Source organism: Neobacillus niacini, assembly GCF_023715415.1.
In the GTDB taxonomy this organism is placed as follows: domain Bacteria; phylum Bacillota; class Bacilli; order Bacillales; family Cytobacillaceae; genus Neobacillus; species Neobacillus niacini_C.
Genome location: NZ_JAMBOB010000006.1, coordinates 103,770 through 127,284 on the forward strand (window position 1 = coordinate 103,770; position 23,515 = coordinate 127,284).

Consider the following 23,515-nt stretch of genomic DNA (forward strand, 5'->3'; position numbering starts at 1 on the left):
ATTCACTCCTTTAAGACAGCATTAATATAGATATCGGGATCTAATAAGGTATCGGCTGCCTGTGAAATATACGGCAATATGGATTCAGAACCAATTCCGTAAAGCGCTGAAATCACTACCAAAATAACAGGAGCAATAAGCAAACGTTTTACAGGTGCTTCTTCCTCTTCTCGGTAAGTGCGGTCCTTTCCCCAAAATCCGTTAATAAAGATTTTCATAACAGAAAAAAGAACGAGTAAACTGGACATCAAGACAATGAAAGCTCCTATAAGGCTTTCTCCCTCAAATCCACCCTGCACAATAAGGAGCTTTCCAACAAATCCACTCAATGGCGGAATTCCTGCCAGAGCTAAAGCAGCAATAAAGAATGTCCATCCAAGACCTGGATAGCGGTTAATAAGCCCGCTGATATTTTTTAAATTACTAGTTCCCGTAATGGATATGACAACTCCTACTAGCAGGAATAAGGCTGCTTTTATAAGCATATCGTGAATCAAATAGTAAACAGCCCCTGTTATGGAAGTTGTGTTCAATATGGAAACCCCATACAAGATAACACCTACAGCGACGATGATATTATAAATAATGATGTTCTTGATATCCCAGTAAGCAATTGCACCAATAACACCGAAAATAATTGACAGAATCGCTAGAATGGAAAGAAGACCAAAAGTTTCCATATCATGATAAAAGAAAAGCGTATACGTTCTTGTAATCGAATAAACTCCGACTTTTGTCAATAAAGCACCGAATAGAGCTAATACAGGGGCAGGTGGTGCGTAATAGGATCCCGGCATCCAAAAGTAGAGTGGGAAAATTGCTCCTTTTAAACCAAATACAATTAAGAACATGACAGCAATAACCGTTAATATCCCCGGCATCCCATTTATACTAATTTCATGAATTCGACTAGAAATATGTGCCATATTTAACGTTCCAACTACGGAATATAAATAGGCAACAGCAATAACAAATAATGCTGATGAAATGACATTCACAAGCAAATATTTAATTGATTCTCTTAGCTGTATCTTTGTTCCTCCAAGTACTAGCAAAACATAGGAAGACATCAGCATAACCTCAAAAAACACGAATAGATTAAAAATATCGCCCGTGGTAAAAGCTCCGTTTACTCCTACTATTAAAAAGTTATATACGGCATAGTAGTAATATTTTTCATGTTCTTGACCAATCGATTTAAAGGAGTATAGTAAACAAACAAACGCAACAATGCTTGTCGTGAATACTAATAGTGCTGAAAACATGTCCGAAACTAACGTAATCCCAAACGGTGCATCCCAGCTGCTAACATTTAGGGATTGGACCCCTTCCGTTCGTACCTTTTGAATCACCAACCAAGCTGCAATAACGGAACATATGGAAGAAATTGTTGCAACAACTCGCTGTGCGATGATTCTTTTATTTAGAAAAATTAATATTGCCCCAGTAAACAAGGGGATTAATATAGGTAAAATGATTAAGTTAGTCATCTTTCTGTGTTCCCCTCATTTCTTCTACATTATCTGTTCCCAGTTCTTGATAGGCTCGATAAGCTAATACTAAGAAAAATGCTGTAACACCAAAGCTGATTACGATGGCTGTTAAAATTAACGCCTGTGGAAGTGGATCTGTATAGCTCTCCGCATTTCCCCCTAAAATAGGTGCAGCTCCTCGTTTAAGTCCACCCATGGTAAGAATAAGGAGATGAGCACCATGACTTAATAGTCCAGTACCGACAATAATACGTAATAGACTTTTTGAAAGCATTAAATAGGTGGCGGTCATAAATAGAATTCCAATGACAAATGCCATTACTATTTCCATTATTCATCCTCCCCTATCGTTTGAATAATGGTCATCGTCACTCCGACAACAACAAAGTAAACTCCTAAATCAAAAAGCGTCGCAGTATGAAGAGATAAATCACCAAGAATCGGTAAATGAACATCTCCAAATGCATGGGTTAAAAATGGAGCATCAAAGATGAGAGAACCCGCACTTGTACCAATAGCAAATAGAAGCCCAATCGCTGTAAGAATTCGAAAGTTTACAGGCAAAATCCCCACAACTGTTTTGATATCATAGGTTATTAATAGGAGAACAATCGCTCCAGCTGTCATTAACCCACCTATAAACCCTCCACCGGGATAATAATGACCTGCCGTAAAGATATAGACTGAGTACAGGGCAATAAAGAAGAGAAGAACTTTCACAGCAGTTTCAAGTATGATATTGTTAGTATTTCTCATCCTTCATTCCTCCTGTTCAATCGTAATTTGATCATGCCAAAGATTCCCAAGGAAGCAATTGCCAATACTGTGATTTCAAAGAGTGTATCAAATCCGCGAAAATCTACTAGAATTACGTTTACCATGTTTTTACCTGCAGCCTCTGTATATGTATTCTCTACGTAATATCTTGATATAGAGTCAAATAACTTACTACTATGAGCAGAAAGTGCGATTAAGGTTACAATTGCACCCACCCCAACGGAGATGAGAGCATTCATAAGTTTAAATCTCATCCTTGTCTCAAACTTCCTTAATTTAGGTAAATGATAGAAGCATACCAAGAATAAGGCTACAGAAATCGTTTCAATAACAAGTTGTGTCAAAGCTAAATCAGGAGCTCTAAATAAAACATAAAATAAAGAAACAGTATAACCAACAGCACCAAGCAAGATAATAGAAGTCATTCTAGATTTAGCAAATAGAATACAAATCGATCCCAAAACAACAAGAATGGCTAGGGCAACTTCGTATACACCTATGGAGGATACATTGCTTGTACTAACCGTAAAGGCATTTTTCCCAAAGAGAGTGGCAGCTAGAATTACTATTAAGAATGCAAATATATATACGAGATAGGACCTAATTGATCCATTCATATAGGTATTTGTTACCTTATAGGAGGCTGATTGTAATCCTTCTAATAGGAAGTCATAAAATCGATTAAGAGCAAGCTTCTCTGGAATACCTTTATAGATTTTTTTCCATCTAGCGTGTGTTTTATAAAGAACTAATCCTAAAATGATAACACCAAGTGTCATAAACAATTCAATTGTGGGACCATGCCAGAAGGAAATGTGAACCTTAAATTCTTCCCCCGCGCCAAGTAGACTTGGAAGAATCGAAGCCATAGCTGGTGAGATAAGGCTATCAGATAATAGGTTTGGGAAAAAACCGAAAATAATCACAAGAGAAACTAATATGATCGGTGAAATCAGTAATCCCATTGGAGCTTCATGCGGTTTTTTATCAAGTTTTTCCGGCTTATATTTACCTGTGAAGGTTTGAAAAACAAGAATCATGCTATAAATAAAGGTAAAGATGCTGGCTATCCAAGCAAGCACTGGAAATAAAATCCCCAAGGTTTCGAGGTTAAATATATCCATTTCGGTTACATGAACCATCGCTGTAAAGAACATCTCTTTGCTCAAGAAACCATTAAAAGGAGGAAGCCCTGCCATTGAGAATGCGCCTATAATAGATATGGTAAACGTGATTGGCATAAAATGCATTAATCCACCCAATTTACGTATATCCCTTGTACCTGTTTCATGATCTACGATTCCAGCTGCCATGAATAAGCTTCCTTTAAAGGTTGCATGGTTGATTAAGTGGAATATAGCCGCTGTTACAGCAACAGTATAGATGTTTTCATCCAAAAATTCATAATGTAGAGCAGCCGCCCCAACACCAAGCAATGACATGATAAGTCCTAATTGGCTGACTGTAGAAAAGGCTAAAATGGCTTTTAGATCGGTTTGTTTCACCGCAAATACAGAACCCCATATCATGGTCAGTACTCCAACACCCGCAACAAGCCAGAGCCATAGGAAATGTTCTCCAAATACTGGAGTAAAACGTGCTACCAAATATATTCCTGCCTTGACCATTGTTGCTGAATGCAAATAAGCACTTACCGGAGTAGGAGCTTCCATGGCATCTGGAAGCCAAATATAGAATGGAAATTGTGCTGATTTTGTAAAAGCACCAAGTAAAATACATAGTAATGCTGGTACAAATAAAGTGTGGTTAAAAATTTCATTTGCTTGAGACATAATTTCTGTGAAACTAAAGGTGCCAGTCATAATGTAAAGAAGGATGATCCCTCCAAGCATAGCAAGTCCGCCAAATACTGTAATGAGCATAGACTTTTGTGCACCATAACGGGATTTATCCCGTTCGTACCAATAACCAATTAATAAAAAAGAAGAAAAGCTAGTTAACTCCCAAAATGCATACATCACAATTAAATTATCCGATAAGACAACTCCCAGCATGGCACCCATGAAGAGCAGTAAATATACATAAAAGTTGTTGAGCATTTCTTTATTCTTTGCTAGATAATAGATGGAATAAAGAACAACCAATGCCCCAATCCCGGTTATTAGCAGGGAAAATAAAAGCCCGAGTCCGTCGACTTTTGCTGTAAAGTTAATTCCTAAAGACGGAATCCAATTAATCATCTTACTGACTAATTTCCCACTCATTGTTTCTGGTAAGAAAGTGAGAAAATAGACGAACAATAAAATAGGTAATGGTAACACAAACCATCCTGTATGAATTCGACGAAATATTCTGTTAAATATTGGGATAAAAATCGAAAGGATTAATGGTGCTACAATCGCCAAGTGTAGAAGAGACAAAACAAAACCTCCTTATTTCTTAGATACAACCCTTTTGGTTGTCAGCTAACTTATAAAAACAATTTTAACTCTTCACTATCATTCCACCCTTCGGTTCTTTTCATTTATTTTTACTATTAATTCTTGAAAATACAAAAGGAGCCTATCACTAAGGGCATAGTTATCCCTTGGTGACAGGCTCCTCCTAAAATCATTCTTATGTATTTACATAATGGTAACATGACTTTAGTCTCCATTCAATGGTTTTTTATTAAAAATTAGTTCAACCATGAACTTCGTCCAAGCTATCCAACCTGTTAATTCATAGATTGAAGTAGTTAACGGTGGAGGTGGAGAATGGATGGGTCAAAAAGGTGGTAACAACAATGCCTTTGCACTAATTGTTGTTTTGTTTATTCTTTTAATAATTGTCGGGTCTTCTTTCATTGGCGGCGGATTTTAATATTGCAGCTTCAATAAATAATGCTTCAGTGTTTAGGTACTGAAGCATTTTTTAAATAAATTGTTGTATCTTCAGTTAAACTATCTGTATGATAGTTACATTACGATAATATTGGAGGCATCAATGCTTACTTTTAACGAAAAATTAGCCATAATCGAGTCATTCCCAGAACTAGAGAGAAAAGACGTTTCACTTAAACGTGTAAATTTCCAGCTGCCAAACAGTGCATCTGATAAAAAGAATGTGGTCTATCATCTTCACCCAAATGGAAACGGATTTGTTTATGCAGGAAACCTACATACCTATCAAACAGATGATAAAGGAATGGTAAATATCCGTGACATTTCTGCAGATGAATTAAAGAAATTAATTCAGGAGTCTATTGATTCCTTATTGCCCGTTGAAAAAACACTTGCAGAGGAAGCAATTATTGGTAATCAGGTTGAAGAACGTTGGGTGAACGAGGAAAAAAGTCATCTGATTTTAATTAACGAGAATGATACGTGGAATATTTACTATGGATTAAATCTTGAAGAAAGCTTCGATACCTATGGTGAGGCGGAAGATTTTTTAACTGAGGAAGGATTTCACAGAGTTTAATCAGAATTAAAAAAGCTGTGCACAAAGCACAGCTTTTTTAATTAATCGAGTTTAGTTGTTTTTGCGAGTTCGGTATCTACCCAGTCATCTAAACGGATAATGCTTTGTCTTGCACGGTCGTAATCGATTGTTCGATAATGGTGCATTCCTCCCTCTTCTTCATCCTTTTCATCCGCCCATTTGACAATTTGCTGGAGCGGTGTTCGAACAATATCGTTTGATGGTAAAAATGAATCGGTATGAAACAGTATAGCTAAAGCAATACTTTTTGCCTTTACTGGATTTTCACCAAGACGGATTAATAATTTGTGCGCTCGCTCCGCCCCTTTAATTGGATGAATGTCATTTTGTTTATATAAATCATAATCCCATTTCCCATTTTTATACCAGGTGTAGTGTCCCATATCATGTAAAAGCCCCGCCTTTGCCGCAATGTCTATATCCAATTGATGCTCTTTGCCTAAATGAAAGGCGTGATAGGCCACTGCAATCGCATGTGCAATGCCAGATCGATTCAAATATTTTTGTGCAATATGATGTTCAAATATGTCAATTAACCTTACATCTCTCATATCAATCTCCTCCACACTTAGCATCATGCAATTTTTTTACTATTCATTATATTATAAAAATAACCCCGACGCTACATAATTATTCATATTTACTAATAAAAAGAGGAGCTCTCATTGTTAATGAAAGCCCCTCTTTACTTTTATTCATTTGTTATTCATTTGCATTTTCTGTTTCATTTATACCTTCTGTTTCGTTATCATTAGTACCTTCTGTACTTTCTGTACTTTCAGTTTCATTGGTACCTTCGGTGTCTATTACTTCGTTATTTTCAGTTACTCCCTTTTTCACTTTGGGAGCTAAATATTCGAAGTCATTAGGATTAATTGGTGTATATCCCGCTGGCTGATAGAAACGTAATAGGTCTTTATAAACGATTTCATCTGATATTTGAAGCTCTGTAGCAGCTTTTTCAGCAATTTCCTTGCAAGCCTCTGTACCTTCGAGTAATTCACCTGTTACGTTACTGTAGCATTTACCTTTTACTTGAACGATTTCAGGTGAAACGAAATCTCCATTTCTAAATAAAGCCCAATTACGGTGATCTTTAGATAATAAATCAGATCCAAGTTCCAAGTAGTCTTTTGTATCAATACCTAATAAGTGAAGAATGGTTGAACGCACATCAGCCTGACCACCATATTGCTGCTGAATCCCGCCCTTTACTCCCGGAACATGAATAAATAAAGGAACACGCTGCAAGCCAGTATTTAGGGTTGGAGTAATTTCCTCAACACCAAGTACCTTCGCCATTGCCTCATTGTGATTTTCAGAAATACCGTAATGGTCCCCATACATCACAATGACTGTATTATCATATAAACCTGAAGCTTTTAAATCATTAAAGAACTGTTCAATCGCCTCATCCATATAGTGTGCTGCTTGAAAATATTGATCAACCACTTTATCACCAGTATCTCCAGCAGGAAACTCCGTATCCTCTGGGTCCATTTCAAATGGAAAATGATTAGAAAGGGTTAAAAACTTCGTATAGAACGGCTGAGGTAAGCTCTTCAGTAACGGCATTGATTCTGTAAAGAATGGCTTATCCTTTAAGCCGTAGTTTTTAGTATTTTCCTCAGTCATATTGTAATATTCTGCGTCAAAGAATTGATCATATCCTAAAGCTTTGTACATAACGTTTCGGTTCCAGAATGTTTTATAGTTTCCATGAAACGAAGCGGAATAATAGTCATTACCTTTTAGAATAGCTGGCATTGCATGGTAGGTATTTTGTGCTTTGTTAACAAAAACAGCACCTTGAGCCATTGGATATAATCCATTTTCCATTAAGAATTCTGCATCAGACGTCTTACCTTGACCAGTTTGATGAAAAAAGTTTTCAAAATAAAATGCTTCATTCCCATGAACTAAGGAATTTAAGAACGGTGTTACTTCCTGGCCATCCGGCATTTTATAATCGATGGCAAAGCTTTGAAGTGATTCCATCGCAATATAGATTACATTCATTCCGTTAGCTTTACCGAAGTACTCAGGATTAGGTGCTGCAAAGTTTGCTTTCCGATAGTTCTCAACATCAGTAATATCACTACTGTCAGCTAGTGCCCGTTGACCTGAAGATTTGATGTTTTGAATAACATCATAAATGGTAAAGTTATAGGCACCTAAATATTTCACCAAGTAATTTCTATCGAACGACCGGCTTAATAGCTGTGGACGGTCTTTTTCTGCCAATCCAAGGTTAAATAAGAACACCGTTAGTGCAAACAATAGAACGACCTTAAATGACTTTCGATTCTGAACGGTAACTTTTTTAAATGCAGTAAAAGATAATGCAATCAAAATAAAGAAATCTAAGAAGTATAAGAAATCAAATGGAGACATTAACGAAAGTGCACTATCCCCTAGTTGGCCAGCATTTGTTTTGGTCGACATTAGTACAGGAACCGTAATAAAATCGCTAAAGAATCTGTAATAGGCAATATTTGCGTACAATAAGAACGACAAAATAAAATTCGTGATAATAATGACTAATTTCATGCGCTTTTTGAAAAGCAAAGCTAAACCAAAGAAGAATAGCGCTGAACTTAGTGGGTTTATAAACAAGAGGAATTTTTGTAGGTTATTATCAATTCCAAGGGTAAATTCAACTTGATATGCTGCGTATGTTTTTAGCCAGAATAAAAGAACGGCAATCGCAAAGAAAGCAATGGAACCATTATTTTTTATTTCAGGCAGTCTAATCTTTTTCATTTATAATTCTCCTCTCACTTACCAATAACATGGTAAACGAACCTCAATAACTATATCACATATCCACAAAAATAAAAACAAAACCATTTCCATTAATAACCAATTTATTTCGTCAATTTTCACTATATTTTGCTAGTAATCTAAGAATCTAAATAGATTAGGGAAATTTCAAAATCAAAATATATAGCGATACAAGCTGCTTGAGCTTCTTTTATATAAGACGAAAGGAAGCCCATTAAGTTTCATATTATTTTAGGGATCTTTTTCTAAGTAATCATAAACAAGAAATTTGGAGCTTGCAATATGATTTTAGTCTTATCTTTTACAGAATATAAAACAAGCTATCCTTTTAGAACTATTAATAATAGAAGAAAGCGATTACAAAATTAACGAATGAAAACCCACCTGAAGGTAAAAATAAAATGACAATTATATTAGGAGTGAAAATATGAATGTGAACCGTGTTAAACAAATCCTATCGTCTTCAGCAGAGATTGAGGTCAAATATAATGGAACCTCAGTCTGGATTGACCAATTAAATGATGATGGTAGAACAGCAACTGTTCATCTTAGAGGACCTCTTGAAGAACGTTCGATTGTTGAAATTGGAGAACTTGTTGAAGAATAAAAAAAACCTCCACCTTGCGATTAAAGGTGGAGGATTTTTAATATCTAATTTTTTTGCCTATACCATATCTTCGTTTTCTTTATCCATATCTCTTGGCCGAGGCTTAACTTGTTGATCAAAGCCTTTTTTTAGTATGTCCTTTGTATTTGTTCCTACATCAATTGTGGTATCTGATTTAGGAAGCTGGCTTAATTCTTTTCCTCTTGGCATTTACTTCACCCCTTCATTCTTAAAGTGTTCAAGGTGTCTAGAAATTAATCAAATTGTTGATGGCGTGGTTTGCTAAACTTTGGATGGTCATATCATCCATAGGAGGGTTGTGCAGCCCCGCTCGGACATCACGGTAGTATCGCTGTAAAGGGTTTTTTAACGATAAACTTCTAGCTCCTACCAATCTCATTGCTAAATCCACTACAGTAATGGCGTTATTTGTAACATTTAATTTGACTGCTCCAAGGATTGCTCCCATTTCCTCTCTGCCTTGCTCGTCAGAATCATCCCATTGCTTTGCCACAGCATGTAAGAAATATTCTGACTCCATCAACTTTAATTCCATTTCCCCTATTTTTTGCCGTACGTTCGGTAAGTCAATGATTGAACCATCAACACTATTAGGAGAGTAATCTTTAGCAAATTCTATCGCATATTTCTTTGCCGCTTTTGCTATCCCGAGATAGCAAGCTGGAATATGAAGAAGCCAGCCATTTGGTTTCTTGCCCTCATTTCTAAGTTGCTCTACAAAGAACTCCTCAGGTATGGAAACGTTGTGAAGAACTAAATCATGACTTCCCGTTCCCCTTAAAGCAATACTATCCCAGGTTTCTTCGATAAGTATTCCCTTTGAGTCTCTTGGTATAAGAAAATTTCCTACATGGTTTGTATCTTTTATCGTTGCACTTACAATAAAATAATCCAATACAGGGGACATGGTAGTGAAGGTTTTTCTACCATTTATTATCCATTTCCCTCCCTCTTTCATGGCAGAGGTTTCAGGTTTTCCTCCTCGTGTCGGGCTTCCTGTTTTTGGTTCTGTTGTAGCACTATTGATTAATGAACCCTTTCTTACGTCTTCACAAATCTTTTTAAAAATGACTTCCTCCCAAGAATTTTTTTCTGTGAGGTTTTTGATAATCCCCATATGCCAGCCGATTGAAAGCGCTGTCGCACCATCTCCTTCAGCAATTTTTTCTTGAAAACGAAGCATGTCAAGTAAAGATATTTCTCTTCCCCCATACTTCTTAGGAACAGTTAGAGAGGTATAACCGCTATCTTTTAAGTCTTGAATGTTCTCGTATGGAAAACTTCCCTCGATATCTACTTGATGAGCTCTTGACAGAAATCTCTCTGACAGTTCTTTCATTAACTCATATTGTTGATCAAAGGTTTCTATTTGTTGAAAATTCATAAACTTCCTCCACCCTATTATTAATCTTCATTTTTTGATTGATTTTAAGTTAAATTAATATGATAATACACGAATGAGGAGATATTTTCCATTTTTCTTAAAAATCTTATTACACTTGTAGATTTGTGCTCTACCTCACAGTTATATCTGGAAAATTGTACTATAATACACTAAGAAAAATTTACCAATAAGTATTTTTGCACAAAAATATTCGATTGTATAGCGTTTTAATGGAAATACTACACGTATTGGAAATGAAGGAGGACCTGAAATGTCTCAAGGTTCAAAACAACTATATCTTCAAACTACAAGCCTTGTTGCCGGCTTTATGGTCTGGGTACTTATTTCATCACTTATGCCTTACATTCAAGCAGATATCAAGCTGTCATCCACGCAAATATCCTTGGCAACAGCTGTACCTGTAATCCTTGGGTCTTTACTAAGAGTTCCAATTGGATTTTGGACAAATCGATTTGGTGCTAGAACCATATTTACCATTAGTTTTATTATTCTATTGCTTCCGATCGGGATCCTCAGTATTGCTAACTCGTTAACCATGTTAATTTTGGGTGGATTAATGCTCGGTATTGGAGGAGCAGTTTTCTCTATTGGTGTTACTTCACTGCCTAAATATTACCCAAAAGAAAAACATGGATTTATTAATGGTATTTATGGTGCCGGGAATATTGGAACAGCACTGACATCGTTCGCTTCACCCGTTCTAGCAAATGCATTTGGATGGAGAACAACAATACAAATATTCTTAGTTGTTGTCTTGATCTTTGCTATCTTAAATTTTCTCTTCGGTGATAAGAATGAGCGAAAAGTTAACAACTCTTTAAAAGATGTAATTAAAGAAGTTTATAAGAATGAAAAGCTTTGGTTTTTAAGTTTATTCTATTTCATCACGTTCGGGTCATTTGTTGCCTTCACAATCTATCTGCCTTCTTTCTTAGTCAATCATTTTGATTTAGATAAAGTAGATGCTGGATTGCGTACAGCTGGTTTTATCGCATTGGCGACTGTTTTCCGGCCAATTGGCGGATGGCTTGGAGATAAATTAAATCCATTTTTTATTCTAATGGGTGTTTTTACTGGACTTACTTTCGCCGGTTTCCTATTGGCATTTACTCCATCGCTGCCCATTTACTCATTTGGCTGTTTATTTGTGGCGATTTGTGCAGGACTCGGAAATGGTACCATTTTTAAATTAGTACCTTTATATTTTACGAAACAGGCAGGAATCGTAAATGGTATTGTATCAGCGATGGGTGGGCTTGGAGGCTTTTTTCCGCCAATCATTTTGACCATACTCTTTAATTGGACTGGACACTATGCAATTGGCTTCATGTCGCTATCAGAATTTTCATTAGCAGCTTCAATCTTAGTCGTCTGGCTCTACTTTCGTGAAAAGCAGGATATTTCCGCCCAAATTGTCAATCATGCTACCGATGGAATAACGGTTACAGATAAAAATGGAATTATTCAGAGTGTCAATCCCGCTTTTACAAAAATAACTGGTTATAGCATGGATGAGGTGATTGGCAAAACACCGAGTGTTCTTCAATCTGGAGAACACGATAATGCCTTTTATAAAAAGATGTGGGATAGTTTGATAAATGAAGGCTACTGGGAAGGATTCATTTGGAACAAGCGAAAAAGCCAAGAAATCTATCGAGAATGGTTAACGATTACTGCCATTCGCGATGACATTGGGGAAACAAAGAATTATGTTGCCATGTTTCATGAAGTTGATGACGCAAAGAAATAAGACCTTCTTCGGAGGGTCTTTTTTCTTTTACGAGCCTCCTCGAACAAAATATTACAACTTTTTGTCTTTTTCCTCAAGTTCACATTTCCTTCACTATATTTGTGACGTACGTCACAAAAATCATGTTACCATCTGTTTTATAGTAAAAACACAAACAACATCCACGTAGAAAAAAATGAAAGTGGATTTAGGGAGAGATATTAAATGGCACGAATTAATTATTGGAATCCTGAGGATGAAAAGTTTTGGAAAGCAGAAGGAAAAAAACATGCACAACGAAATCTATGGATTTCCGTTCCTTCTTTAATGCTAGCGTTTATTGTTTGGCAGATTTGGTCTGTGGTTGCGATAAGACTAAATGATATTGGCTTCAATTTTACAGATGAACAATTATTCACATTAGCAGCAATCCCAGGACTTGTTGGAGCGACTCTTCGATTTGTGTATACTTTTGCAGTCGGATCGATTGGCGGAAAAAACTGGACAGTGATATCAACAGCAGTGTTAGCCATCCCCGCTATTGGTATTGGCTTTGCGGTACAAAATCCTGACACTCCCTTTTCGATTATGTTACTGTTAGCAGCACTTTGTGGTCTTGGTGGAGGTAACTTCTCTTCCTCCTCAGCAAATATTAGCTTTTTCTTCCCGAAAAAAGAAAAAGGCACAGCGTTAGGGATTAACGGTGGTTTAGGGAACATGGGTGTTTCAGTTGTACAATTTGTAACACCATTAATCGTTACAACTGGTGCCTTTGCATTTGCAGGTAAAGGTCAAGTATTAGCAAATGGTCAACAAATATGGTTACAAAATGCAGCATTCATTTGGGTCATTCCGATTGTGATTATGACATTACTTGCTTACTTTAAAATGGATAATGTACCAGGAGCAAAACAATCTGTTTCAGATCAATTTGTTATTGTTAAACGTAAACACACTTGGATTATGACCGTACTTTATATCGCAACATTTGGTTCTTTCATTGGCTATTCAGCGGCATTCCCGCTTCTATTAAAATCACAGTTCCCTGAATATATTTCACTTGCCTTCCTTGGTGCGTTAGTTGCTGCTGCAGCAAGACCTGTTGGAGGCTGGCTGGCAGATAAATTTGGCGGAGCTAGAGTAACAGCATATGTATTTGTAGTTATGGCCATTGGGGCAGTAGGTGTTATTTATTTCTTAAATCTTAATCAGTTTGCTGGTTTCTTAGGTTCATTCCTTGTTCTATTCTTGGCATCTGGTATTGGCTCTGGGTCAACCTTCCAAATGATTCCAACCATTTTTATTCCAAAAGAAGCTGCGCCGGTTATTGGATTCTCAGCAGCGTTTGCAGCCTATGGTTCCTTCCTTATTCCTAAGCTTTTTGGATGGTCCGTTGAAACAACAGGTTCATATGTAACAGCATTTTATTTCTTCATTGGCTTCTACGTTATAGCTTTTGCACTGAACTTTTTCTACTATCAAAGAAAAACAATTGAAGTTAAACAATTGGTTAAACAAGCTGGGTAAACCCCCAGCTTGTTTTTTTACATAGTAGAAGGCACGGAATTTAAAATTCCGTGCCTTTTTTTATATTCGGGATATTGCTACTGCACATGCTTTATATTCTGCTGTTCCTGATATCGGGTCGTATTCGTTTAATGTTAAGACATTTGTTGGTGTTTCACTCCAGTGGAAGCTCATGAATACAAGTCCAGGAACAACCATATCTGTAATTTTTGCTTTAACAGTCAGTTCTCCTCTACGGGACCGAACCTGAACCACTTCCCCGTCGACAATCCCTAAAGCCAGGGCATCATCTGGATGAATATCTACCGTTTCTTCGGTTTGTTTGACCTTTACTCCCGGTGCATAGTAACGTGTTTGCGAATGTGTGTTATACGATTCATACCGTCTGCCTGTAGTTAAGGTAAAAGGAAACTCATCATCTGGGAGTTCCAATGGTTCTGTGAAATCTACCGGTACAAATGGTGACTTTTTCACAACAGGTTCCTGATTGTGAAACCTCTCATGCATGATAAATGTGCCGGGATGATCCTCAGTTGGGCAAGGATAGTGGATGCTATATTCTTTTTCTAGTCTTTCGTAAGAAATACCACCATACATCTCCCAAGCGAGTTTTCTGACTTCATTCCAGATTTCTTCACTATTTGAATAGTTCATTGGATAGCCCATTAGCGTTGAAAGCTCACACAGTATAACCCAATCTTCTTTAACATTTGGTCCCGGTTCAACGGCTTTACGAACTCTTTGAACTCTTCGGTCTGTATTGGTGTAGGTTCCATCAACCTCTCCCCATGAACAAGCTGGAAGGACCACATCTGCCATTTTTGCACTTTCTGTTAGGAATATATCCTGGACAATTAACAAATCTAGTTTTTCCATTAGCTTTTTTGTATGGTTCATATGAACATCAGCGAGTAATGGGTTCTCTCCAATGATATAAAGTGCCTTTAATTCACCATTTTCTAGACGGTCAAAGGTTCTTGTTTGCGTGTCACCAACATGAGGGTTTAGCGTAACATTCCATTCTTTCTCATAACGCGCTCGGTATTCATCATTGACTAAACTCATCGATCCTGCCAGTTGGTTTGGCAGGCATCCCATATCTCCTGCACCCTGGACATTGTTTTGCCCTCGTAATGGCATAATACCTGTACCCTCTTTACCGATATTACCAGTTAATAAAGCCAGATTCGCTATATCAAAGACATTATTAACACCACAATGATGCTCTGTAATTCCAAGTGTGTACGCAATCATTGAACCACTTGAACTAGCATATTCCCTGGCTGTGGTTACTATATCCTCAGCATTTAAGCCAGTAATGGTAGCAGCATATTCAGGTGTGTACATCTCAACATGCTTTTTTAATGACTCAAAATCGATCGTAAATTGCTGAATAAACTCTTCGTTGTACAGATTTTCCTTTATAATAACCCGAAGGAAGGCATTTATCAGTGCGATATCTGTGCCGACATTGATTTGCAAATGACGATGAGCAAATTTAACCATGTCAATCCTTCTTGGATCAATGACAATTACTTTAAGTCCATTTTTTATTGCTTTCTTTATTCGGTTCGCTATAATCGGATGTGCCTCTGTGGTATTTGACCCCATTAGCAGCAATACTTCTGCTCTATCAAAATCCTCTAACGTATTTGTTGGGGAACCGTTTCCAAAAACAGTTGCCAGACCGGCAACACTTGGTGCGTGTCAGGTTCGATTACATCCATCAATATTATTACTGCCAATCACTGTCCTCATGAATTTTTGTGTTACATAATTGGATTCATTGGTTGTTCTAGCACAAGCAAACATCGAGATTGCATTAGGGCCCCAAGTATCTCTTATTGAGGATAATTTATCTGCAATAAATTGATAGGCCTCATCCCATGTTGTTTCCACTAATTGTCCCGCTTTTCGAATAAGTGGATTGAGTAATCTATTGTTCGAATGAACGTATTCATAAGCAAAGGCACCTTTCACACAGGTCTGACCTTTATTCACAGGTGCATCTTTATCACCGCGTATTTTCATTATTCGATTATCTTTGACTTCTAACACTAAACCGCAGCCTGTGCCGCAATAACCGCAAATCGTTTTAACAAAATTTGCTTCCCCCACATTTTCCCCTCCTAATTCAAACATTTGTACTTATATAAACATATTAATCTATTTATCCTAAATGTAGCTTTGTTTTTTTAAAAAATAATTGTCTATTTTTTGAATTGTTTGAAAGGGCAGCAAAAAAAAAAAAAACGGAAGACAGTGTCTTCCATTTTTCATCATGCAGGTTTTGCAGGTAAGAGGATATTGAAAGTTGTTCCTTTATTTGGCTCACTCTCAACAAAAACTTTTCCATTATGATTTTCAATAATTTTGAATGAGACCATTAATCCAAGTCCGTTTCCATTTTTCTTCGTTGTATAGAATGGTTCACCGAGTTGTTTTAATTTTTCTTTTGGTATCCCAACCCCAGTGTCCTGAATGGATATTTGGACATTATTGTCCTGAATCATTGTTTTCACGTGCAGTTCCCCGCCATTTGGCATTGCTTCTATCCCGTTTTTAATAAAGTTCAAAAATACTTGCTTTAAGCGGTTTTCGTCACACTCAATTTGGATAATTTCATGGGGACAATCAAACGTCAGTTTAACATGCTTCTTTCTTGCTTCAAATTCTAAAAGGGAAACCACATTTTTAATTACTGGAACCACGTTCTTTTCCTCTAACTCCACCATTTTAGGTTTTGCCAAAACCATGAAGTCCTCTACAATAGTATTTACTCGCTCAATTTCATCTAAAATGATATTCATAAATTCCAAACGTTCAGGATCTTGCTCATCTAATGTTAGAAACTCTGCATAGCCCTTCATAGATGTCAGCGGATTACGAATTTCATGGGCTACACCCGCTGCTAATTGGCCAACAGCAGCTAGCTTATCCTGTCGATGGAGTACTTCTTCCGTTTTCTTACGTTCTGTAATATCATTTCGAATCGCTACATATTGATATGGCTTTCCATTTTCATTTAAGAAAGGAACAATCGTCGTGTCCACCCAATAGTAAGTTCCATCCTTGGCTTTATTTCTTATTTCGCCTTTCCAAACCTTTCCTTCACCAATCGTTTTCCACAAATCCTTAAAGAATAATTTTGGATGTTGGCCTGAGTTTAAGATGGCATGGTCTTTTCCAATAATCTCTTCCCGGCTATATTTTGAAATCTCACAGAACTTATCATTTACACTTGTAATAATTCCTTTCGCATCTGTAAAGGCAACAATTGTCGATTGGTCGAGCGCAAAACGTATATCTGTATTATCCTTTATTGATTCCTTTAAATGCTCTTCTGCTCTTTTCCGATTAGAAATATCGGTACGAATGGCAACATATTGATATGGCTTCCCATTGTCATTTAAAAATGGAACGATAGTCGTGTCAACCCAATATAGTGTACCATCTTTTGCACTGTTACATATTTCGCCCTTCCATACCGCGCCTTGACCAATCGTCCTCCAGAGATTTTTGAAGAAATCTTTAGAATGGTAGCCAGAATTTAAAATTCTATGATCCTCACCTAGTAATTCCTCCCGGCTGTATTTCGATATTTCACAGAATTTATCATTTACACTAGTAATCTTTCCCTTTTCATCTGTAATCGCAATAATAGACGATTGATCAAGGGCAAAGGTAATATCTTGAGTTTCTTTTATCGATGCTAAAAGAGACTGCTCCGCATTCTTTCGATTGGTTATATCAGAACGAATGGCAATATATTGAATAGGTTTCCCCTTTTTGTCTAAGAAAGGGACAATCGTTGTATCTACCCAATAAAAAGAACCATCTTTTGCTTTATTTCTAATCTCACCCCTCCATGTCTTCCCCATTTGTATAGTTGTCCACAAATCCTGAAAAAACTCTTTAGGGTGATACCCTGAATTTAACATCCGATGGTTCTTTCCGATAATTTCTTCCTTTTTATACTTTGAAATTTCTTCAAACTTATCATTGACATAAACAATCGTACCTAAAGGATCAGTAATGGCTACAATTGTCGATGCATCTAAAGCAGCTTTGATATCATTTAGGTTCGTATCCGTTTCGGCTAGTTGCTTACTAATTAAGGTACTAGAGGCTATTAACCCGCTTATTATTAAAACTGTTACAAATAATACCAGGTAGATTAAGAATGTCTCCTCATTAATGATTTCATTCAGTGGATTATTGGTAGAAATAATCGTCGAGGCTCTTTTTAAAAGAAAATGCCCTTCTACAATCGCACCTGAAATAATAAGGGCACTAATTGGTTTTAACCATGTCTGATTTCCTTTTGAGTATGTTTTAGATGAAAAAAGAATCCATAGGGAAAATAAAAAAGACCCAAATATTAATAGTCCCGAAAACACAAAAATCGGAACATTATATTCAATCGTCAGATTCATAGCATAAATACTTATAATATGAATAGCAAAAACTGCTGTTGTTAAAAATAAACTCCCAAAAAACAAATGAATTGCACGAACTTCTTTACCGAATAAAGGAATAAAGGCCATTCCTGAAAAGGCAATCCCTATAATGATAGACAAAATCGTCAGTGGAATTTGGTAATTAGAAAAACGATTTATATCTGCAGCTATTAACCCGACGAAATTCATGACCCATATCCCTACTCCCATCGATATAGAGCCGCCAAGATATAAAAGCCTTTTATTATTCTTTGAATTTTTTATTAACGTAAACATATCTAAACCTGTATATGAAGCCATGATGGTTAGCGCTATGGCGATAACAATTAAAAATGGATGAAATTCGCCAGAAACTGTATCCATTTACGGCATTCCCCCTTTGAGCTTTTCTCTTTCTACTCTGATTGTAATGGAAACAAATTCGGTAGGGAAGTGTTTTAGTTCACAAAATTGTCGAATTTACATTATTTTAACCAAATAATATTTTTACGACGTACATAGCAGGAACAAACTTGCACAAAATATTGATACAGGATAAATGAATCATTTTTCAAAAAAATTAAATTATTTATCAAAAAGGACTACACAAATTTACTTTTTTTGATTATACTGTACTACAACAGGTTGGTAATAAATAAACTGTATTAAAAAAGGAGGAGATTTTTAATCATGTTAGTAAATCCAGTTGAATTTTTCCGCACTTTACAAAAAAAGGAATGTCCAGAATGTGGGCAGCACATGGAAGAACAAGCAGAGAGCTACTTAATGGAATGCGATCGCTGTTTAGCCAAAAGAGAAGAATAAAGATACCATAATTTTTTTCAATATACTGTACTACAACAAATCAACGGTTAATAAACTGTATTAAAAAAGGGGAGGTATACGAATGTTAATGAGTCCAGTTGAATTTTTCCGCACTTTACCAAAAAAGGAATGTCCAGAATGCGGGCAGCATATGGAAGAGCAAGCAGAAAGCTATTTAATGGAGTGCGACCGCTGTTTAGCTAATAAAGACGAATAGAATAGAAGGTATCTGCTCCCCAAGTCGAATGGGGAGTTTTTTTGTATTCTATATTAAGGAAGGAATAAACACATTTCAGATTGCAGAAGCTTAGTTAAGGAGGTGTTTGTGTGGCAAAAGATACTACTTCTTTTAAAAAGAAGCAAACATCCATTCAAGGGGGAATATATCCTTCTCAAAAATATGTTCCAGGTGATTCAGTCGACAAACATAAGGATATAGAGGATGCGACAATCATGTTAGCTGGCGATGAAATTCGTCAACAAAATGAAAATCTATAAAAGAGGAAGGTAAATGGATATGGACATAGTTGATATTTCAAGTGCTAAGCCAGGAGATGAAGTTTTTGTCATCTATCGTAATCCACATGTACCAACTGTTGCTAATATACAGGCTGCTGAAATTGTCACTCATCCGAAGGATCCAAATGCACTTGCCTTATTCTTAAACGAAACCTTTCATGTGATTGAAGACGATGACGCTCTTTTCCCTACTTCTGAATCTGCTCAAAAAGCATACGAAGGTCATTTCTTTGATTTTGGAGAAGAATAAAAGACTGTCATTTATTTTGACAGTCTTTTTGAATACATTCCTCTTTATATTTTCGGAAGCTCTCTTATTTCTGTTGCCATTTCATTTCCACACATTGGACAAAGCAAGTCGTCTGTTACAAACTCTTTTCGCATCCAGCCAATACAGGCATTGTCCATGCAAGAATAGATTTCGGTTTCAAGCATAATTACTTCAATTTCTTCATCCTTAGCCCTTTTACCATAAAAAATGGGAACCGCCTCCTTTTTTTATAGTATGTACCAAAAATGTCCTTTTCATTTGTTCAAAAGTAATCTTTACCATAAAACAAAATTAGGAAGGAATATTTTAAATGAAATCGAACGAAAAAAAAGTAACTGTAGTTGGAACCAATATCGAAGAGGTAAAGAGATTAAACAGCCAGTCAGGCTTAAGTTATAACCAAGTAAAACAGCTGCTTGCTGAAAAATACGCTAATAATCAGCAGCCTTCCAAGTAGGAAGGCTGTTTCCTTTATATATCTGTATAATCAATGATTATCTCATTATCATGCCTTTTTGAAAGTATTTTACTTTTCTTCCTATTCTCTTTTGATTGAAAGATAATATCAAAATCATAATCGTCTGGATATAGTTCTTTAGCAGCGATATAGAGCTTTATCCTTTTGTGGTTGACGGATACTTTCTCTCCTTTGACCTGAATCAGATAATTTCCTTGTTGATCAGGACCACTATACACAATCCCGAGTTCATTAGTTGGTGAAATCTTCACATTGTCCCCTTGTAAGAATTCAGGAATCTTATCCTCCCGTATAACGGCTTTTTTTCGGTTTTTGTATTTATTTACAATTACTTGTTTTTCTAATTCCTTCTGTTTCCAGAAATCTGTTTCTTTATTAGCATAGTTTTTATTTTCTTTATAAGTTACTTGATGTGCTCTCTCTATAATTTTCGGATGAATCCCTAGTTTTAAAGCAATTGCAAATGCCTGACTCTCCCCTCCTCTTCCGATAGTAAGAGTGTACGTCGGACTAAGGGTCTCAATATCAAATTCCATCGACCCATTAATAAATCCTGGATGTTCTTGTGCAAACTCTTTTATTTCACTATAGTGGGTCGTAGCTAAAAGCATCGCTCCTTTATTGAATAGCTGCTCTAAAATTGCAGTCGCTAGTCCCATTCCTTCCCCTGGATCAGTTCCTGAACCAAGCTCATCGAGAAGAACTAAAGTCTGGTCATTTGTATTCTTAAGGATTTCAATAATATTGACTATCCGCGAACTAAATGTACTTAAATTTTCAGTAATACTTTGGCCGTCACCAATATCCACTAGGATACGTTGAAAGATATTTAGATTACTTTCTTCTGATGCTGGGATATGGAGACCGCACTGTACCATGAGAGTCAACAAACCTACCGTTTTTATACTTACAGTTTTTCCGCCCGTATTAGGTCCGGTTATCACTAGTGCATTTTGGCCAGCCTTCATTTCTAATGATAACGGAACGGCTTTATCATCAAGGAGAGGATGCTTAGCCTGAATTAATTTTATCTCCTGCTCATCATTAACCCTTACTTTAACACCATTAATAGAACGACTATATTTCGCCTTCGCAAACAAAAAGTCGTAATGGACCATTGTTTCAATGGCTAATACAATTTGCTGCTCTTTCTCTTCTACTAATCCGGTTAAATAGGACAAAACCTTTTGGACTTCGACATCTTCATCTGCAAACAGCCAGGTTAATTGTTCTTGGTAAACAGCAATTTCTTCAGGTTCAATAAATAATGTTGAACCTGAAGCAGAAGTATCTAAAACAGTTCCTTTAATTTTATTTCGATATTCCTTCTTAATTGGAATAACATATCTTCCATCTCTTTGACTGACAACATTCTCTTGTAGATACGTTTTATATTTGTTAGATCGAATCAACTGCATCGTTTTTTCTTTTAGTCGCTCTTCATGAATGGCAATCTGTTTTCTAATTTTCAATAATTCTTTTGTTGCATAATCATCTACCCTTCCATTTCGAATACAGCGAATAATTTCACCAGCAAGCTCCGGCAATTCCTCAATCACATCCACATATGAGGTTACTCTTGGAGCATAGTATTCCTTATCCTTCATGAATCTGCGCATTTTTCCGCAACACTCTAAGAAATCATAAAGCTTAGATAATTGGTCGGGTCGCAGTGCGATACCTTTGTTTAATTTAGATAATATTTGTTCCATCCCTCCCAGACCATGAACTGGTACACTCGAGCTCTTCTTGAGTATTTCGACTGCTTCAGACACTTCATCCAGCCAAGCTTCAATTTGTTTTAGATGTGTAGATGGGGTAAGATTATTGATTTTTTCTTTCCCTTCATTCGTCAATGCAAATGCTGCTATTCTTTCTTTAATTTCTTGTACTTCCAAAACTTTAAACGTATGAGTATTCAATGTTTTTCCCTCCAAAATAAAATAAAAATAGCCGCAATGAACAATGTCATCGCGGCTAAGCTAAATAAAACGAGTATTTGCTCGTTTTTGTATACATAATTTTATCCATAAAAAAACTGTCTACTTAGTAGGTACACAGCAGCATGGAGAAAAACTGTATGCTTGGTATGCCCATTGTTCTTAACTTCATTCCAAAACGCACTCAAATAGGCCTATATTCATTCATAAAAAATGAACAAGGCAAAATGGAATGAAAATATCCAATTGATTGGATTAGTTAAGAACGACACCTAACATACAACATACTCCCTTATTAAGAAGATAATAATTCCTTTAAAGAATACAATAATCAGAATCATTTGTCAAAGCAATCAACCTCTTTTAGTATATGCAAAAAGTCATAAATGTTTAACAGTATTGACTTTATATTGACTATTTCTTTACTTGTTTAGCACTTATTATTAACGTAAGTCGTATAATTACAGGTGGGATAAATGACTACTGACACACAATCAGAGAATCTGTTAACCAACGAATTAATAGAACTCTTACAGTATGCAGGAAGAATAATTGAAATAAAAAAGGGATCGTTTCTATTTCAAGAGGGTCAGCCTGCCTCAGAAATGTTCCTTATACTAGCTGGGAGAATTCAAATATCGAAAATGAATGCTGAGGGTGAAGAATTATATTTACGCTTATGCTCGGGGCATGACATCATTGGTGAGCTGACTCTCTTTACCGAGGATCCAAGATATATTTTTAATGCAAGAGTAATTGAAGATGGACATGTGGCTGGTATTCAATTAGACATGTTAGAGAAAGCGTTATTTCAAAACAGTAATCTTGGCTATCAATTTATTAAATGGATGAATGATCATATTAGAAGAACCATGACTAAATTTCGAGATTTAGTACTATACGGTAAAAAAGGTGCACTATATTCTACATTAATTCGATTATCAAATAGCTACGGCTTACATAAAGAGGATGGTATACATATCACCGTCCCTATTACCACACAGGATTTAGCCCATTTTTGTGGAACAGCTAGAGAAATCGTCAGTCGACTGCTAACGGACTTGAAAAAAAAGCAAATTATTTCTATCGACCATAAAAAAATCATCATTCATAATATTGATTTTCTTAAGGTAGAAAATGATTGCGGAAACTGTCCAGTTTCCCATTGTACGATTGACTAGATGGAGTTTTGTCTCTCCATCTTAATTTTGTTCACGAAATATCCACATCTTTTTACAAAAAACTTCTTTATCCTT

At 36.3% G+C, this 23,515-nt stretch carries 23 protein-coding genes; 11 read left to right on the plus strand and 12 right to left on the minus strand.

What is annotated here, in order from left to right; translation table 11 throughout:
• Positions 1-2: 2 nt before the first annotated feature.
• Genes M3189_RS15110 through M3189_RS15125 form a run of 4 tightly spaced genes read right to left on the minus strand, consistent with a single transcriptional unit; the run spans position 3 to position 4,651 of the window.
• The gene (locus M3189_RS15110; RefSeq protein WP_251634912.1) at positions 3-1,490 is read right to left on the minus strand and encodes a Na+/H+ antiporter subunit D; all 1,488 of its coding nucleotides are present in this window, start codon (positions 1,488-1,490) and stop codon (positions 3-5) included.
• Positions 1,483-1,824: a Na(+)/H(+) antiporter subunit C gene (locus M3189_RS15115; protein ID WP_251634913.1), complete on the minus strand. Its 342-nt coding sequence runs from the start codon at positions 1,822-1,824 to the stop codon at positions 1,483-1,485. Before M3189_RS15115 ends, M3189_RS15110 begins: the two co-directional genes overlap by 8 nt.
• Positions 1,824-2,249, minus strand: coding sequence for a Na(+)/H(+) antiporter subunit B (locus tag M3189_RS15120; protein ID WP_251634914.1), 426 nt, complete (start codon positions 2,247-2,249; stop codon positions 1,824-1,826). Before M3189_RS15120 ends, M3189_RS15115 begins: the two co-directional genes overlap by 1 nt.
• Positions 2,246-4,651: a Na+/H+ antiporter subunit A gene (locus tag M3189_RS15125; protein WP_251634915.1), complete on the minus strand. Its 2,406-nt coding sequence runs from the start codon at positions 4,649-4,651 to the stop codon at positions 2,246-2,248. Before M3189_RS15125 ends, M3189_RS15120 begins: the two co-directional genes overlap by 4 nt.
• A 340-nt stretch (positions 4,652-4,991) precedes the next feature.
• Between M3189_RS15125 and M3189_RS15130 the strand changes: the two genes are divergently transcribed.
• A complete protein-coding gene (locus M3189_RS15130; protein WP_251634916.1) occupies positions 4,992-5,093 on the plus strand; it encodes a YjcZ family sporulation protein in 102 nt (33 codons plus the stop codon).
• 123 nt (positions 5,094-5,216) lie between these two features.
• Positions 5,217-5,693, plus strand: coding sequence for a hypothetical protein (locus M3189_RS15135; RefSeq protein WP_251634917.1), 477 nt, complete (start codon positions 5,217-5,219; stop codon positions 5,691-5,693).
• Positions 5,694-5,734: 41 nt separating this feature from the next.
• On the opposite strand, the gene M3189_RS15140 is transcribed toward M3189_RS15135, so the two are convergent.
• Complete coding sequence (locus M3189_RS15140) at positions 5,735-6,265, minus strand: HD domain-containing protein (RefSeq protein ID WP_251634918.1); 531 nt, start codon at positions 6,263-6,265, stop codon at positions 5,735-5,737.
• Between the two features lie 151 nt (positions 6,266-6,416).
• Positions 6,417-8,477, minus strand: a complete 2,061-nt coding sequence (locus M3189_RS15145; RefSeq protein WP_435368090.1) for an LTA synthase family protein — start codon at positions 8,475-8,477, stop codon at positions 6,417-6,419.
• A 448-nt stretch (positions 8,478-8,925) separates the two neighbouring features.
• Here M3189_RS15145 and M3189_RS15150 point away from each other — a divergent pair, with 448 nt between their 5' ends.
• Positions 8,926-9,105, plus strand: coding sequence for an H-type small acid-soluble spore protein (locus M3189_RS15150; protein ID WP_251634919.1), 180 nt, complete (start codon positions 8,926-8,928; stop codon positions 9,103-9,105).
• Between the two features lie 57 nt (positions 9,106-9,162).
• Here M3189_RS15150 and M3189_RS15155 read toward each other — a convergent pair whose 3' ends face one another.
• Positions 9,163-9,315, minus strand: coding sequence for a hypothetical protein (locus M3189_RS15155; RefSeq protein WP_251634920.1), 153 nt, complete (start codon positions 9,313-9,315; stop codon positions 9,163-9,165).
• A gap of 37 nt (positions 9,316-9,352) precedes the next feature.
• Positions 9,353-10,510 carry an acyl-CoA dehydrogenase family protein gene (locus M3189_RS15160; RefSeq protein ID WP_251634921.1) on the minus strand — a complete coding sequence of 386 codons (1,158 nt, stop codon included), beginning with the start codon at positions 10,508-10,510 and terminating at the stop codon, positions 9,353-9,355.
• A 271-nt stretch (positions 10,511-10,781) separates the two neighbouring features.
• Between M3189_RS15160 and M3189_RS15165 the strand changes: the two genes are divergently transcribed.
• Positions 10,782-12,281 (plus strand): nitrate/nitrite transporter, encoded by a 1,500-nt coding sequence (locus M3189_RS15165; RefSeq protein WP_251634922.1) that lies wholly within the window; start codon positions 10,782-10,784, stop codon positions 12,279-12,281.
• 204 nt (positions 12,282-12,485) lie between these two features.
• Complete coding sequence (locus M3189_RS15170; RefSeq protein WP_251634923.1) at positions 12,486-13,787, plus strand: NarK family nitrate/nitrite MFS transporter; 1,302 nt, start codon at positions 12,486-12,488, stop codon at positions 13,785-13,787.
• A 60-nt stretch (positions 13,788-13,847) separates the two neighbouring features.
• On the opposite strand, the gene fdhF is transcribed toward M3189_RS15170, so the two are convergent.
• Both fdhF and M3189_RS15180 read right to left on the minus strand, forming a co-directional pair.
• Entirely contained in the window at positions 13,848-15,929 is a 2,082-nt protein-coding gene (fdhF, locus tag M3189_RS15175; protein ID WP_251634924.1) for a formate dehydrogenase subunit alpha, read from the minus strand.
• A gap of 137 nt (positions 15,930-16,066) precedes the next feature.
• Positions 16,067-18,610 carry a PAS domain S-box protein gene (locus M3189_RS15180; RefSeq protein ID WP_251634925.1) on the minus strand — a complete coding sequence of 848 codons (2,544 nt, stop codon included), beginning with the start codon at positions 18,608-18,610 and terminating at the stop codon, positions 16,067-16,069.
• Positions 18,611-18,916: 306 nt separating this feature from the next.
• On the opposite strand from M3189_RS15180, the gene yhfH (M3189_RS15185) reads away from it, so the two are divergent.
• The 4 genes from yhfH (M3189_RS15185) to M3189_RS15200 all read left to right on the plus strand — a co-directional run bounded on the left by yhfH (M3189_RS15185) (position 18,917) and on the right by M3189_RS15200 (position 19,820).
• Positions 18,917-19,051 carry a protein YhfH gene (gene yhfH, locus M3189_RS15185; RefSeq protein WP_095249655.1) on the plus strand — a complete coding sequence of 45 codons (135 nt, stop codon included), beginning with the start codon at positions 18,917-18,919 and terminating at the stop codon, positions 19,049-19,051.
• 82 nt (positions 19,052-19,133) lie between these two features.
• Positions 19,134-19,268, plus strand: a complete 135-nt coding sequence (yhfH, locus tag M3189_RS15190) for a protein YhfH (protein WP_251634926.1) — start codon at positions 19,134-19,136, stop codon at positions 19,266-19,268.
• Between the two features lie 110 nt (positions 19,269-19,378).
• On the plus strand, positions 19,379-19,549 hold the full coding sequence (locus M3189_RS15195) for a hypothetical protein (protein WP_251634927.1): 171 nt from the start codon (positions 19,379-19,381) through the stop codon (positions 19,547-19,549).
• 19 nt (positions 19,550-19,568) lie between these two features.
• Positions 19,569-19,820 carry a transcriptional regulator SplA domain-containing protein gene (locus M3189_RS15200; protein ID WP_251635569.1) on the plus strand — a complete coding sequence of 84 codons (252 nt, stop codon included), beginning with the start codon at positions 19,569-19,571 and terminating at the stop codon, positions 19,818-19,820.
• Positions 19,821-19,864: 44 nt separating this feature from the next.
• On the opposite strand, the gene M3189_RS15205 is transcribed toward M3189_RS15200, so the two are convergent.
• Positions 19,865-20,050 carry a cold-inducible protein YdjO-related protein gene (locus M3189_RS15205; protein ID WP_179159289.1) on the minus strand — a complete coding sequence of 62 codons (186 nt, stop codon included), beginning with the start codon at positions 20,048-20,050 and terminating at the stop codon, positions 19,865-19,867.
• 101 nt (positions 20,051-20,151) lie between these two features.
• Between M3189_RS15205 and M3189_RS15210 the strand changes: the two genes are divergently transcribed.
• On the plus strand, positions 20,152-20,298 hold the full coding sequence (locus tag M3189_RS15210; protein WP_251634928.1) for a hypothetical protein: 147 nt from the start codon (positions 20,152-20,154) through the stop codon (positions 20,296-20,298).
• A gap of 14 nt (positions 20,299-20,312) precedes the next feature.
• Here M3189_RS15210 and M3189_RS15215 read toward each other — a convergent pair whose 3' ends face one another.
• On the minus strand, positions 20,313-22,241 hold the full coding sequence (locus M3189_RS15215) for an endonuclease MutS2 (protein ID WP_251634929.1): 1,929 nt from the start codon (positions 22,239-22,241) through the stop codon (positions 20,313-20,315).
• Between the two features lie 494 nt (positions 22,242-22,735).
• Here M3189_RS15215 and M3189_RS15220 point away from each other — a divergent pair, with 494 nt between their 5' ends.
• Positions 22,736-23,440 (plus strand): Crp/Fnr family transcriptional regulator, encoded by a 705-nt coding sequence (locus M3189_RS15220; RefSeq protein WP_251634930.1) that lies wholly within the window; start codon positions 22,736-22,738, stop codon positions 23,438-23,440.
• Positions 23,441-23,515: the final 75 nt, after the last annotated feature.